This is a genomic window from Streptomyces mexicanus, assembly GCF_902506575.1.
Classification (GTDB): Bacteria; Actinomycetota; Actinomycetes; order Streptomycetales; family Streptomycetaceae; genus Streptomyces; species Streptomyces mexicanus.
The window spans coordinates 6,400,462-6,414,216 of sequence record NZ_LR732544.1; the positions used below are offsets into that span (position 1 = coordinate 6,400,462).

At 72.6% G+C, this 13,755-nt stretch carries 14 protein-coding genes; 6 read left to right on the top strand and 8 right to left on the bottom strand.

The genetic code is table 11. From position 1 onward, the window contains the following. Positions 1–142: 142 nt before the first annotated feature. Entirely contained in the window at positions 143–1,219 is a 1,077-nt protein-coding gene (locus GV126_RS28620; RefSeq protein WP_159672158.1) for a fatty acid desaturase family protein, read from the top strand. A 300-nt stretch (positions 1,220–1,519) separates the two neighbouring features. Further along, positions 1,520–1,702: a tail-anchor membrane protein gene (locus GV126_RS28625; RefSeq protein WP_073943599.1), complete on the top strand. Its 183-nt coding sequence runs from the start codon at positions 1,520–1,522 to the stop codon at positions 1,700–1,702. Between the two features lie 19 nt (positions 1,703–1,721). On the opposite strand, the gene GV126_RS28630 is transcribed toward GV126_RS28625, so the two are convergent. Beyond that, positions 1,722–3,095, bottom strand: coding sequence for a tannase/feruloyl esterase family alpha/beta hydrolase (locus tag GV126_RS28630; protein WP_159672160.1), 1,374 nt, complete (start codon positions 3,093–3,095; stop codon positions 1,722–1,724). Between the two features lie 180 nt (positions 3,096–3,275). Next, on the bottom strand, positions 3,276–4,178 hold the full coding sequence (locus GV126_RS28635) for a hypothetical protein (protein WP_159674206.1): 903 nt from the start codon (positions 4,176–4,178) through the stop codon (positions 3,276–3,278). Positions 4,179–4,414: 236 nt separating this feature from the next. On the opposite strand from GV126_RS28635, the gene GV126_RS28640 reads away from it, so the two are divergent. After that, positions 4,415–5,329: an oxygenase MpaB family protein gene (locus GV126_RS28640; RefSeq protein ID WP_236570144.1), complete on the top strand. Its 915-nt coding sequence runs from the start codon at positions 4,415–4,417 to the stop codon at positions 5,327–5,329. Between the two features lie 68 nt (positions 5,330–5,397). Here GV126_RS28640 and GV126_RS28645 read toward each other — a convergent pair whose 3' ends face one another. Together GV126_RS28645 and GV126_RS28650 are read right to left on the bottom strand one after the other, a co-directional pair. After that, complete coding sequence (locus GV126_RS28645) at positions 5,398–5,997, bottom strand: class I SAM-dependent methyltransferase (protein ID WP_159672162.1); 600 nt, start codon at positions 5,995–5,997, stop codon at positions 5,398–5,400. A gap of 46 nt (positions 5,998–6,043) precedes the next feature. Next, positions 6,044–6,472, bottom strand: a complete 429-nt coding sequence (locus GV126_RS28650) for a PPOX class F420-dependent oxidoreductase (protein ID WP_159672164.1) — start codon at positions 6,470–6,472, stop codon at positions 6,044–6,046. Positions 6,473–6,567: 95 nt separating this feature from the next. Between GV126_RS28650 and GV126_RS28655 the strand changes: the two genes are divergently transcribed. Continuing rightward, positions 6,568–6,981: a roadblock/LC7 domain-containing protein gene (locus GV126_RS28655; protein WP_159672166.1), complete on the top strand. Its 414-nt coding sequence runs from the start codon at positions 6,568–6,570 to the stop codon at positions 6,979–6,981. Between the two features lie 123 nt (positions 6,982–7,104). Then, the gene (locus GV126_RS28660; protein WP_185946853.1) at positions 7,105–8,070 is read left to right on the top strand and encodes a DUF6397 family protein; all 966 of its coding nucleotides are present in this window, start codon (positions 7,105–7,107) and stop codon (positions 8,068–8,070) included. A gap of 75 nt (positions 8,071–8,145) precedes the next feature. Here the strand turns inward: GV126_RS28660 and GV126_RS28665 are convergent, their stop codons facing one another. Together GV126_RS28665 and GV126_RS28670 are read right to left on the bottom strand one after the other, a co-directional pair. Then, positions 8,146–9,012: an acyl-CoA thioesterase gene (locus GV126_RS28665; protein WP_159672168.1), complete on the bottom strand. Its 867-nt coding sequence runs from the start codon at positions 9,010–9,012 to the stop codon at positions 8,146–8,148. Between the two features lie 82 nt (positions 9,013–9,094). Beyond that, positions 9,095–11,608: a DEAD/DEAH box helicase gene (locus GV126_RS28670; protein ID WP_201299886.1), complete on the bottom strand. Its 2,514-nt coding sequence runs from the start codon at positions 11,606–11,608 to the stop codon at positions 9,095–9,097. 145 nt (positions 11,609–11,753) lie between these two features. Between GV126_RS28670 and GV126_RS28675 the strand changes: the two genes are divergently transcribed. Next, positions 11,754–12,548: a metal-dependent hydrolase gene (locus GV126_RS28675; protein ID WP_159672169.1), complete on the top strand. Its 795-nt coding sequence runs from the start codon at positions 11,754–11,756 to the stop codon at positions 12,546–12,548. 20 nt (positions 12,549–12,568) lie between these two features. Here the strand turns inward: GV126_RS28675 and GV126_RS28680 are convergent, their stop codons facing one another. After that, entirely contained in the window at positions 12,569–12,853 is a 285-nt protein-coding gene (locus tag GV126_RS28680; RefSeq protein WP_159672171.1) for a type B 50S ribosomal protein L31, read from the bottom strand. Positions 12,854–12,922: 69 nt separating this feature from the next. After that, complete coding sequence (locus GV126_RS28685; protein WP_159672173.1) at positions 12,923–13,396, bottom strand: DUF5709 domain-containing protein; 474 nt, start codon at positions 13,394–13,396, stop codon at positions 12,923–12,925. Positions 13,397–13,755 lie beyond the last annotated feature (359 nt).

Here is a 13,755-nt window from a genome sequence, read left to right on the forward strand (position 1 = left end):
CGACCGGGGTGCCGCCAACCCCCCTGCGCGCACGGGGGCCTGCCCCAGAAGCACTTGGGTGCTGGCGCCATGGCCGGCACGAGGCCCCGGTCCGTACGTTTCCTCAGGTCAGCCCGTTTCCCACAGAGCCGGAGACCGAGCCATGCCCCAGCCCGCCGCCGTCGCCCTGGACGGCCCCCGAGACAGCACCGGCGGCCCGCCCGCCGGCCATCGGACCGGCAGCGAGTTCGCGCCGCTGCTGCGCACGGTCCGGGACCACGGCCTCCTGGGACGACGGCACGCCTGGTACGCGCGCGTCATCGCCACCAACGCGCTCGCCCTGGCAGGTGTCGTCACCGCGCTCGTCCTGATCGGCGACTCGTGGTGGGCGCTGCCGCTGGCGGTGCCGCTCGCCGTGCTCTTCGCCCGCACGGCGTTCATCGGCCACGACGCCGGCCACGCGCAGATCGGCGGCGACAAGGCCGTGGGCCGGCTCATCGGCCTGGTGCACGGCAATCTGCTGCTCGGCCTGAGCTACGGGTGGTGGAACGCCAAGCACAACCGGCACCACGCCAACCCCAACCACGTCGACAAGGACCCGGACGTCGCGGCGGACGTGCTGGTCTTCTCCGGAGAGCAGGCCGGCGGCCGCAGCGGTTTCCGGCGCTGGCTCACCCGCAACCAGGCCTGGTTGTTCTTCCCGCTCACCCTCCTGGAGGGCGTCGCCCTCAAGGTGCACAGCTTCCAGGACCTGCGCCGCCAGCCGCCCCGGGAGCGGGCGGTGGAGGGCGCGCTGCTCGTGACCCACGCCGTCGCCTACGTCACCCTGCTGCTCACCGTCCTGTCCCCGGGCAAGGCACTGGCGTTCGCCGCGCTGCACCAGGCACTCTTCGGCCTGCACCTGGGTCTGGCCTTCGCGCCGAACCACAAGGGCATGGAGATGCCCGACCCGGACGGCGAACCGTGGGGGCACCTGCGCCGCCAGGTCCTCACCTCCCGCAACATCCGCGGCGGGGCGCTGACCGACTGGTTCCTGGGCGGCCTCAACTACCAGATCGAGCACCATCTGTTCCCCAGCATGCCGCGCCCGCACCTGCGGCTCGCCCAGCCCCTGGTGCGCGCCCACTGCCGGGACCTGGGAGTGCCCTACGTCGAGACCGGCCTCGTCGACTCCTACCGGCAGGCGCTGCGCCACCTGCACGAGGTGGGGGAGCCCCTCCGGGCGGACCAGGCACCTTGATCACGAGGGTTGCCGACGCCGGCAGGGCCTGTCCGGCGGATCATGCCGCGGCCGACCGGGTCGCCCCGGGGTTCCCGCGACGTGATCCGTCGGGCAGGCCCTGCATCCGCGGGGGCGCGCGCCGGGGTCGCAGCGGCGGGCGCGGCGTGTGTCCCGTACGGGTGCTGACCCGTAGGGGTGCGGCCCGGGACGTCTCAGGGGTGTCTCCGGGACGTCTCAGGGTCACGGGCCGGAACCACTGGGGAGGGCGGAGCCGTTTCCACCACAGAGAGCGGACAGTGTCCGCGAAGGAGGCGACAGATGTCGAAGAACGCGAAGATCGCCGCGGGCGGTGTGGCGGCCGGTCTGATCCTGTTGATCTGGCTGCCCTGGTGGGCCGCGCTCCTGATAGTCCTGGGCGTTCCGGCCGCCGCCTACCTCGCGCTGGATCCGTCGCAGCGGCGCCGTCTGCGGCGCGTCACCCGCAAGGAGCTGGGCCGCTGAGACACCACCGCGCCGGCCTCTACTGCTGCAGGGAGCAGGAGTCGACGACGTCACCGCTCGCGGGCCTGCCGACGGTCCGGTCCGCGGGCGGCCGCAGCCCGTGCTCCACCCAGGCCACCAGCGCGTCGAACGCCGTCCGGTAGCAGGGCAGGATCGGGCGCAGCCGGTCGGGATAGGTGTCGTACAGCCCGTCGACGTGCGTACCGCCTTCGATCCGGTAGTACCGGTGCAGCCCGCCCCGTCCGCTCGCGTCCACCATGCGTGCGTACACGTCCGAGTCGGCCGCCACGGGCAGCAGCGTGTCCAGGTCGCCCTGCAGCGTGATCAGGGGCTTGCCGATCCGTCCGGTCAGCGCCACCCGGGCCACCGCCCGGTGCACCGAGGCGGGACGCGCGGCGTAGTCGTAGGCGGCGTCGGACGCGCACGGCGCGAGGATCTGCTGGGTCGTGCTCCCGGCGGAGGCACCCGGGCAGGCCGGATCGTAGGCCGGGTCGAACTCGGCCCGGTAGGTCTTCTGCGTCACGCCCCAGTAGGCCTGCTCGTGGTACGGCCACAGGAACTCCGAGCCGCGCGCGAAACCGGCCGCGTACATGGCGTCGTCGCCCGCGCTCCCCAGGGTCCGTGCGACGGCGGTGGGCAGCGAGGTGAGCAGGTTCGGGCCGTCGGCGGTCCACAGCGTCCCTTCCCAGTCCACGCCGCCGTCGTACAGCTCGGGGTGGTGCTCCAGCTGCCAGCGCGTGAGGTAGCCGCCGTTGGAGATGCCCGTCATGTACGTCCGTCGCGGGGCGCGACCGTAGCGTTGGGCGACCGCACGCTGGGCCGCTCTGGTCAGCTGGGTGGTCCGGGTGTTCCACTCGGCGACGGCGTCGCCGGGCCGGGTGCCGTCGCGGTAGAAGTCGGCCGAGTTGTTGCCCTTGTCGGTGGCGGCGTAGGCGTAGCCGCGGGCCAGCACCTGATCGGAGATGGCCTTGTCCGTGGCGTACTGCCGGCGGGTGCCGGGCGCCCCGGTGACCACCAGGCCGCCGTTCCAGCGGTCCGGCAGCCGGATCACGAACTGGGCGTCGTGCGGCCGGCCGTGCGTGGTGTTGAAGTGCGAGGAGTCCGGGAAGTAGCCGTCGATCTGTACCCCGGGCACCCCGGAGGGCGTACGGGTGGCCCGGGCCGTCAGACCGGCCTGGTCGGCCGGGTCCGTGTACGGCGTGCCGGCCAGCCCCGTGGTGGTCAGATCGGGAAGGCAGGCGGTCTGCTGGTAGGCCGCACCCGGCACCCGGAGCCGGTCCTGGCGGACGCAGTGCCCGTCGGTGCCGGCCGCGGCAGCCGCGGGCACGGGCCAGGTGACGGCGCCGGTGAGCAACGCGGCGGCGAGGAGCGGGACACCTCGGGACAGACGCACGACGGCCTCCAGAGCGAGAGCGATCAAGGACGGCTCGGGCGGTGAAGCCCGGAGCTGCCCCATCGTGCGGGCGGCTGTCCGCGTCCTCCACGGGTTCGCGCCACATGGGTCCGGTACCGGGTATGGCGATGCAGTACATAGATCACGTGCATCGCGGACACAGCACCCTGCGGCACGGCCTCAGCTCGGGCGTACCGCCAGCTCGTCGAGGGCCTGGAGGAGCTTGGGCAACTCCGGTCCCCGGCCGACCGGCAGCACCTCGCCGGGCCGCTCGTCGAGGAGCACGAAGGCGATGTCGTCGGTGCGGGCCACCATCGACCAGCCGGGGCCGTCGGCCCGCAGGGTCCGCGCGTCACCCGGCGCGAAGGACGACCGGACACGGCCCAGGGGCGGCGGCGAGTCCACGTACGCGCGGGCCTCCGCCAGGACGCGCCGCACGGCGCCGTGACCCTCCGGCGCCCGCTGACCGGCACCGTCCGGCGCACCGCCCCCGGCACTGGCTCCCGCGCCCGTCGCCGTGCTGCCGGCCACGGCTCCCTCGCCGGGTCGGGCCGCCACGCCGACCGTGTCCGGAGCGGCGAAGGCGTCGTCGTCGAGCTGCTCCCGCCACGCCGTCCACTGCAGGGCGATCTCGTCGGCGCCCAGCCGGCGCTGAGCGGGCCCCCAGGTGCTGGTGTCCGGCGGAGACAGCAGGGGCCCGTCCCCGGCCTCCGGGTCGGGATCGTGCGGCGCGGGCACACCGGGCGCGGCCACCGCGACGGCGAGGGGCCAGCCCGGCAGTGCGGCGACGACCGAGCGCTCGTCGGGCGACAGGTCGTACTCCATGCCGCAGTCCCAGGAGGCGATGGCCACCGCGACCAGTGACACGTCGTCGACGACGACCGTCCACCGCGCGCCGGTGCCGTCCTGACCGAGCACCAAGCCGTAGCCGTCGGCGAGCGGTGCCAGGCCGAGCGCCGCGCAGGCCTCCGGATAGTCGTCGCCCAGCACGCTCGGGAACTGCGCCGGCGTCAGCAGCACCGCCGTGAGCACATAGAGCGCGTCGTCCGCGGCGGCCCCGGCCTCCTCGTCCGTCCCGGCCATTCGAGAGCCTCCCATGGTTCGTCCAACGGCGCGCACCCTAGTGGCCGAGGAAGCCGCTTGTCACGACCCGCAGGACCACGCGGACCTGCAGTTTTCCACCTGGACGGGGCGAAATTGGCCGCCGTGCGAAAGCTGCCCGGCAGGCGGACGCCTTCCCCGGGGCGTCGCCGGAACCGCCCGTGCTTCTGCCGCTACGCCCAGTAGAGTTGGAGGTCCGACGGCAGAAGGGGCGGGACGTGGCCAAGCGGTTCGAGCGGCTGGAGCAGATCCTTCGCATGGATCCGGTGGCGGACGCCACGGAGATCTACCGGCTCACCGCCGCCTACGAGTTCCCCTGGGACGTCACGCGCGCCCTCGAACTGGCCCTGTACCGGACGTACGCCGTGCCGAGCATCGGCCGGCTGCTCGCCGAGACCGCCGAACTCACCGAGCGCACCCAGAAGCGCTACGACGACACCTCCCTGCTCCTCGACACTGTTGTCGAACACGGCTTTTCCGGCGAACAGGGCCGCACCGCGATCCGGCGCATCAACCAGATGCACCGCAGCTACGACATCAGCAACGACGACATGCGGTACGTCCTGTGCACGTTCGTGGTGATGCCCAAGCGCTGGATCGACGCCTACGGCTGGCGCAGGCTCTCCCGGCACGAGATCGTCGCCTCCGCCGTGCACTACCGCACGCTCGGCCGGCACATGGGCATCAAGGACATCCCCGAGACCTACGAGGAGTTCGAGGCCCATCTCGACGCCTACGAAGCTGCCCACTTCGCCTGGGACGAGCAGGCGCGCACGGTCTCCGACGCCACGCTGAACCTGATGGCCTCCTGGTACCCGCGCCCCCTGGCGCCCCTCCTGCGCGGCGCCACCCTGGCGCTGCTGGACGACCCGCTGCTGACAGCCTTCCGCTACGACCCCCCGTCCGCTCTCACCCGCACCCTCGTGCGTCGCGCGCTGCGTGCCCGGGGCCGCGCCGTGCGGCTGCTGCCGCCGCGCCGCTCACCCCACTTCGCACGGCAGAACTGGGAGATCAAGAGCTACCCGAACGGCTACCGGGTGGCCGACCTCGGCACCCGCCCGGTCCCCGGCGTGCGCGGCTGCCCGGTGCGGCACGCAGAGGGTACGGCGGGCAGCACCGGCCGGCCGGCGTGAGCCTGCTGCGCGGCCGTCCGCGTCACCTCTCGCGTGGATCCGCTCGCGCATCCGTCACCCCTCCCGCGTCAGTCCGCGCGGACGGCCAGCGCCAGGAAGCGGGCGTCCTCGTCGACGTACGACGTCATCCGCCACCCCGCCTCGGCGAGCAGCGGCCGCAGGTTGGGCTCCGCGCGCAGGTCGTCCGGGGTGATCTGCCGTCCCTGACGTGCCGCGAGCGCCGCCCGCCCGACGGGGTGGAACAGGGCCAGGGTGCCGCCGGGCCGCACCACGCGCCGCAGCTCCCGCAGGTTCTCGGCGGGCCGTGGCAGGTGGGCGATCAGCCCCGCCGCGAAGACGGCGTCCAACGACTCCGGGCGCAGCGGCAGCGCGGCGACGTCGGCGAGCAGCAGACGCCCGTCCTGGTCCCGCCCGGCCCGTACGGCGGCCTGCAGCATGGCCGGGGTCAGATCGACGCCCACGACGACACCCGTCGCGCCCACGGCGGCGCGCAGCGCCGGAAGGGCACGGCCGGTACCGCACCCGGCGTCGAGCACCCGGTCGCCCGGGTGCAGCCCGAGTGCGGCCACCGCGGCCGCGTAGGCGGGACCGTCGTCGGGGAACCTGCTGTCCCAGTCGGCGGCGCGGGCGGTGAAGAACTCCTGGACGTGTGTGTGCTCCTCGCTCATTCCCGCATCATGGCGCACACAGACGACCGCGCGCGCCGCCCCGTCCTCACTCCGCCAGGTCGCGCACCGCCACCACCTTGTCGATCGGGACCCGTCCCAGGAGCTCCCCCGGGACGCCGTTGCGGGCCCCGAACTCCTCGGCGCGCTCCTCGCCCATGTAGCGGGCGCCGATCCGCGTGGCCCAGTGCCGCAGCTCCTCCAGGTCCTCCGACAGCCGGGCGCGGCCGTGCAGCACCACGAAGGAGTACGGCGGCCGGTCGTCGTCCACGCACAGGGCGACGCGGCCGTCACGGGCCAGATTGCGCCCCTTCACCGTCTCCTTGCCGGTGTTGAACACCAGGTCGTCCCCGTCGAGCAGAAACCAGATCGGGGCGACGTGCGGGCTGTCGTCGGCCCGGACCGTGGCCAGCTTTCCGGTGCGGGTGCCCTCGGAGACGAACGCCCGCCATTCCTCGTCGGTCATCTTCTGTGCCATGCCCCCATCCTGCTTGCCGGGGCCGCCGCCGTGGTGAAGGCTTGCGGGGGATCCTCCGGCCAAGGGGGGGACACGCGACAGGGGGAGGCCGCGACATGGCGCAGAACCAGACACTCGGCCGGCTGCTGGACGACCTGACCGAGCGGGTGGCACACGTACGGCACGCCCTGGTGCTGTCCAGCGACGGGCTGGTCACGGGCGCGAGCACGGGCCTGCGGCGGGAGGACGCCGAGCATCTCGCGGCCGTCTCCTCCGGACTGCACAGCCTCGCCAAGGGATCGGGCATCCACTTCGGCGCGGGCTCGGTACGCCAGACGATCGTCGAGTTCGACGACGCCCTGCTCTTCGTCACGGCCGCGGGCGCGGGCAGTTGCCTGTGCGTCCTGAGCGGCTCCGAGGCCGACATGGGCCAGATCGCCTACGAGATGACCCTGCTGGTGAACCGGCTCGGCGAGCACCTCGACCTGACCGCCCGCCAGCCCGGCCCGACTCCGCCGAGACACCCATGACCTGCTGATTCGCGACTGCCGTGGAGTTATCCACAGGCTCAAGCGGAGATCGCCGGCGGCATCTAACGTTCTTCGCAGGCGAGCGCAGCCGGCGCGAGCCACGGATGCCACGGGGGCGCGAACATGTCCGGCAACACGATCACCCACGAGCCGAAGCCCGCGGTCGCACCGGCCCGGCGACAGAACCGAACGGCCGTCAGCCCGACGCGGGCCGCCCGCGAACTGGGCCTCAAGCGAGCCGAGTTCGACCTGGCCGTCCACCTCGGTCTTGTCCGCACCCGGCGCGACGAGGGCGGAGAAGGCCGCTGCGTCGCCCGAGCCGAGATCGAACGTCTGCGGCACCAGGAGGGTTTCCCGCAGGAACTGCGGGAGCGGGTCACCAGCGTGGGCACTCGGGAGGGCGCGGAGATCATGGGCGTGACCCCGGCCAGGTTCACCCGCCTGGCCCGGCTGGGGCTGGTGGTGCCGGTGGCGTACTACCTGAACCGGTACCGGGCCGTCGTCTGGCGCTATCTGGCCTGCGAACTGCGGCAGTTCGCCGACAGCCGGGAGAACGCCGCGCTGCTGAAGCGGCCTTTGCCCCCGGGACTGCGGGACCAGCTGGAGGCGGGTGTGGACCTGCGTCCCCGCAACTGGCGTGGACGTTACCTGGGCTTCCTGTTGCGCCAGGCCGACGATCCGTGGGAACGAGCGGCCTGCGTGGCCTCGCTGCTCGATCCGATCCAGGTGTCGGAGATCGTCACCGACCCCTACGAACGGGCTCATCTCAACGGCTTCCGGCAGCCGCCGCCCGCCCACGGCGCCCCGGGCTCGCCCGCCGCCCACCTCGCGGAGCGGATCGCGACGGCGCAGGACGCCGACGAGATCGACTGGCTCCGTGCCGACCTGGCGCGCACCGTGCAGGAGGCGCGGATCCACCGGCCGGCGCCCAGGCCCGCACCCCCGCACTCCGGTCGACGCCACACGCGGGAACCGCACCCGCGCCTCGCCGGGCACCGGGGACGGCCGACGCCGCGGGAGTGTGAACACCCCGCCCCCGCCGGGCGCACACACATCCTGCTGAGCCGGCTTTTCGGCAGAGGGGACTGAGCCGCGGCGGGCGGCCGACCCCGGCCGGAACCCGCCCAGGCGCTCCGGTGGACCATGGCCCCCGGCGAGCGACGTCTACACGGCGCGGAACAGGCCCTCCTGAACGACCGACACGAGCAGGCGGCCCTCCCGGTCGTAGATCCGTCCGCGGGCCAGGCCCCGGCCACCGGTCGCGATCGGGGACTCCTGGTCGTACAGGAACCACTCGTCCGCCCGGAACGGCCGGTGGAACCACATGGCGTGGTCCAGCGACGCCATGTCGAAGCCTCGCGGCCCCCACAGTGGCTCGACCGGCAGGCGCACCGCGTCGAGCAGCGTCATGTCGCTGGCGTAGGTCAGCGCGCAGGTGTGCACCAGCGGGTCGTCGCCGAGCGGTCCGACGGCACGCATCCACACCGCACTGCGCGGCTCGGCCTCCTTGATCTCCTCCGGACTCCAGCGCAGCCGGTCGACGTACCGGATGTCGAAGGGCTGGCGCCGGGCCATGCGCTCCAGCTGATCGGGCAGCGCCCCCAAGTGCTCGCGGACCTCGTCGCCCACGGTCGGCAGCGACTCGGGATCCGGGACCTCGCGGGCCGGAGGCAGCTGGTGTTCGAAACTCCCCTGTTCAGGCTTGTGGAAGGAGGCGGTCAGCGTGAAGATCGTGCGGCCCTGCTGCACGGCGGTGACCCGGCGGGTCGGGAAGGACCGCCCGTCGCGCACCCGCTCGACCTGGTACACGATCGGAACCCCCGGCCGGCCGGGCCGCAGGAAGTACGCGTGCAGGGAGTGGACCGGGCGCTCGCCGTCGGTGGTGCGGCCGGCGGCGACCAGCGCCTGGCCCGCCACCTGGCCCCCGAAGACCCGCTGCAGCGACTCGTGCGGGCTGCGACCGCGGAATATGTTGACCTCGATCTGCTCCAGGTCGAGCAGGTCGACGAGCCGTTCGGCCGGGTTCGTCATGAGTGGCGTTCTCCTGTGGTCGCACAAGGACGGTAGCTGGTCAGGGACTGCGGCTGCGCTTCCGCTGCCGGGCGGACGACGCTCACAACTGGCCGACGTCGGTGACCCGGACGACCGCCCGGCCCTCGGCGTCGGAGGCGGCCAGGTCGATCTCGGCGCTGATGCCCCAGTCGTGGTCGCCGTTGGGATCGTCGAAGATCTGCCGCACCCGCCACAGCCCGTTCTGCGGCTCCTCCTGGATCACCAGCAGCTTGGGGCCGCGGGCGTCGGGGCCGGTGCCGAGGTCGTCGTACTCCTCCCAGTACCTGTCCATCGCCTCGCCCCACGCCTCGGCGTCCCAGCCGGACTCGGCGTCCATCTCGCCCAGTTCCTCGATCTGGTCGAGGGCGGCCAGCTCGACGCGGCGGAACATGGCGTTGCGCACCAGGACGCGGAAGGCGCGGGCGTTGGCCGTGACCGGCTTGACCTGATCGGCCTTCTCCTGGGCCTCCTCGGCGGTCATCACCTCCGGGTTGGCCAGCTGCTCCCACTCGTCCAGCAGACTGGAGTCGACCTGCCGCACCGTCTCGCCCAGCCAGGCGATCAGGTCCTGCAAATCCTCGGACTTCAGGTCGTCCGGGACGGTGTGCTCCAGGGCCTTGTAGGCGCTGGCCAGGTAGCGCAGCACGATCCCCTCGGTGCGGGCCAGCTCGTAGAAGGAGACCAGCTCCGTGAACGACAGCGCCCGCTCGTACATGTCGCGGACCACGGACTTCGGCGACAGCGGATGGTCACCGACCCACGGATGGCTCTTGCGGTAGGTGTTGTACGCGTGGAAGAGCAGCTCCTCCAGCGGCTTGGGGTAGGTGACGTCCTGGAGGCGCTCCATGCGCTCCTCGTACTCGACGCCGTCCGCCTTCATCGCGGCAACGGCCTCCCCGCGGGCCTTGTTCTGCTGGGCGACGAGGATCTGCCGCGGGTCGTCGAGCGTGGACTCCACGACGGAGACCATGTCCAGCGCGTAGGACGGCGACTCGGGGTCCAGCAGTTCGAACGCGGCCAGCGCGAACGTGGACAGCGGCTGGTTGAGCGCGAAGTCCTGCTGGAGATCGACCGTGAGGCGGACGATCCGGCCCTCGGCGTCGGGTTCGTCGAGCTTCTCGACGATGCCGCCGTCCAAGAGCGAGCGGTAGATGGCGATCGCCCGCCGGATGTGCCGCAGCTGCTGCTTGCGCGGCTCGTGGTTGTCCTCCAGCAGGTGCCGCATCGCCTCGAAGGCATTGCCGGGACGGGCGATCACCGACAGCAGCATCGCGTGCGTCACACGGAAGCGGGACGTCAGCGGTTCCGGCTCGGAGGCGATGAGCTTGTCGAAGGTGTTGTCCGTCCAGCCGACGAAGCCCTCCGGCGCCTTCTTGCGGACCACCTTGCGGCGCTTCTTCGGGTCGTCACCGGCCTTCGCGAGCGCCTTCTCGTTCTCGATGACGTGCTCGGGGGCCTGCGCGACGACGAACCCCTCCGTGTCGAACCCCGCACGCCCGGCCCGGCCGGCGATCTGGTGGAACTCCCGGGCCCGCAGGGTGCGCACCCGGCTGCCGTCGTACTTGGTCAACGCCGTGAACAGCACCGTGCGGATCGGGACGTTGACACCGACGCCGAGCGTGTCCGTGCCGCAGATCACCTTCAGCAGACCCGCCTGCGCGAGCTTCTCCACCAGCCGCCGGTACTTGGGCAGCATGCCGGCGTGATGGACGCCGATGCCGTGGCGGACGTAGCGGGAGAGGGTGCGGCCGAAGCGGGTCGTGAAGCGGAAGTTGCCGATCAGCTCGGCGATCCGCTCCTTCTCCTCGCGCGAGCACATGTTGATGCTCATCAGCGCCTGCGCGCGCTCCGCGGCCTGCGCCTGGGTGAAGTGCACGATGTACACGGGCGCCTGCCGGCTCTGCAGCAGGTCGGTGAGCGTCTCGGTCAGCGGGGTGCGCCGGTACTCGTAGGACAGCGGCACCGGACGGGTCGCCGAGCGGACCACCGCCGTGGGACGGCCCGTGCGGCGGGTGAGGTCCTTCTCGAAGAAGGAGACGTCGCCGAGCGTGGCCGACATCAGGACGAACTGCGCCTGCGGCAGTTCCAGCAGCGGGATCTGCCAGGCCCAGCCGCGGTCCGGCTCGGCGTAGAAGTGGAACTCGTCCATGACGACCTGGCCGACGTCGGCGTGCTTGCCGTCGCGCAGCGCGATGGACGCCAGCACCTCGGCGGTGCAGCAGATGACGGGCGCGTCGGCGTTGACGGAGGCGTCACCGGTGAGCATGCCGACGTTCTCCGTGCCGAACAGCTTGCACAGCTCGAAGAACTTCTCCGATACCAGTGCCTTGATCGGAGCCGTGTAGAAGGTGACCTCGTCCCGGGCCAGGGCCGCGAAGTGCGCGCCGGCGGCGATCATGCTCTTGCCGGAGCCGGTGGGCGTCGACACGATCACGTTCGCGCCGGAGACGACCTCGATCAGGGCCTCTTCCTGGTGCGGGTAGAGCGTGAGACCCCGTTCCTGGGCCCACGAGTCGAAGGCCTCGTACAGGGCGTCGGGGTCGGCGGTCGGCGGCAGCTGATCGATGAGGGTCACGCACCCATCTTGCCTGGCCGCCCGGCCCGGGCGGGAATCGGCTGCCGGAGCGAAGATCACGACCGCTACGCTGTGTCGCCGAGGGAGCATCGGCGGACCGGGTCAACGGGACGGCGGCGGACAGGAAATGGGGCGGAAGACGGCCATGATGGGACCAGCACACTCACTGTCCGGCGCGGCGGCCTGGCTGGGGGTGGGAGCCGCCACGGCGGCAGCGGGGCATCCGATGCCCTGGCCGGTCCTGCTGTGCGGCGCGCTGATCTGCGCCGGCGCCGCGCTCGCCCCGGACCTGGACCACAAGGCCGCCACGATCTCCCGGGCCTTCGGACCGATCTCGCACGGACTGTGCGAGATCGTCGACAAACTCTCCTACGCCGTCTACAAGGCCACGCGCAAGAAGGGCGACCCACGCCGTTCCGGCGGCCACCGCACACTGACGCACACCTGGCTGTGGGCGGTGCTGATCGGCGCCGGCACCTCCCTCCTGGCGATCACCGGCGGGCGCTGGGCGGTGCTGGCGATCCTTTTCGTCCACATGGTGCTGGCCATCGAGGGCCTGCTGTGGCGAGCGGCCCGCGGCTCCAGCAGCGACGTCCTGGTGTGGCTGCTGGCCGCGACGAGCGCCTGGATACTCGCCGGCATCCTCGACCAGCCCGGCAACGGATCGAACTGGCTGTTCACGGCCCCGGGCCAGGAGTACCTGTGGCTGGGGCTGCCGATCGTCCTGGGCGCGCTGGTGCACGACATCGGGGACGCGCTGACCGTCTCCGGCTGCCCGATCCTGTGGCCGATACCCGTGGGCCGCAAGCGCTGGTACCCGGTCGGTCCGCCGAAGGCGATGCGGTTCCGCGCCGGCAGCTGGGTCGAGCTGAAGGTGCTGATGCCGGCGTTCATGGTGCTCGGCGGGGTGGGCTGCGCGGCCGCGCTCAACGTCATCTGAGCGAGCCGCCCGGCCCGGCGTCAGGCCGGCGCGTCCGCTCCGGAACCCTGCCTGCCCTGACCGCGGGTGCCGAAGCGGCGCTCGAACCGGGCGATGCGCCCCTCGGAGTCCACCGTGCGCGCCTTGCCGGTGTAGAAGGGATGGCTCTCCGAGGAGATCTCCACGTCCACGACCGGGTAGGTCTGCCCATCGTCCCAGTCGATGGTCTGGTCACTGGTGGCCGTGGACCGGGTGAGGAAGGCGTAGCCGGCGGCCCGGTCGCGGAAGACCACGGGGTGGTAGCCGGGGTGCTTGTCCTGCTGCATGAGTGCTCCTCGTACGTGGGAGGCAGGCCGGACGGGCGAGGCGGGGCCGGTGGCGCACGGACGGCCACGTCAGCCGCGCAGGCCGTCCTCGTCCACGACGTGCATCGCCGCCTCTTCGGCGGAGGCCGCCGCACCGTCGATGCCGACGTCCGAGGCGACCAGCGCGCTCTCCTCGTCCTCGTGCGCGCCCTCGTCGGGTGCGACGAGCCGGCCGGAGCGGGCGGCGCCCACCTCGTTGTCCAGGAGTTCCCCGTCCGTGCCGGTGCAGTCGCCGATACCGTCGCCGTCCGGGGCCGCCAGGTCGGGCAGCTCCTCGGACAGCCGCTGCTCCAGGGTCTCGCCCCGTCGGCGCTCGGCGGCGGTCACACCGGTGTGCTCCACGGCCCAGGGCCGCTCGGGAGGGGACCAGCCACGGTCGAGGGGATCTTCGACGCCGTCGTACTCAAGGGTGTCCTCCGAGTCCAGCACTCCTGTGTCTTCCTTGATCTCGGAGTCCGGATCGGGCTGGTAGACGTCGTCTCCCCAGCCGTCGGCGCTGTCCACGGATACCTCCAGGTGGTGGGGACGGTTCCGTTCTCACCACGGTCGGTGGCCGACCGTGGTGCGCGGGGCAGGGCTTTCACCCGGTGTGCACCGGACGGTTCCCGGGCGCTCCCCGTGCCACTGCCGCTTTCCAGATTTCCACCCCTGTTCGGCACCGCGCAACGGCACGGCGGCGGGCGGCCCCGCCCCCCCGCCCCCCCCCCGCCCCGGGCGGTCGCCCCCCCCCCCCCCCCCCCCCCCCCCGCCCCCGCCGCGCCCCGCGCGCCCCAGCGCCGCGCCGGCGCCCGCCGCCGCGGCCCGCGCCGCGTGGCCGCCCCGCCCGCCGCTGCGCCCCCGCCCCGCCCCCGCCCTCACGGCCC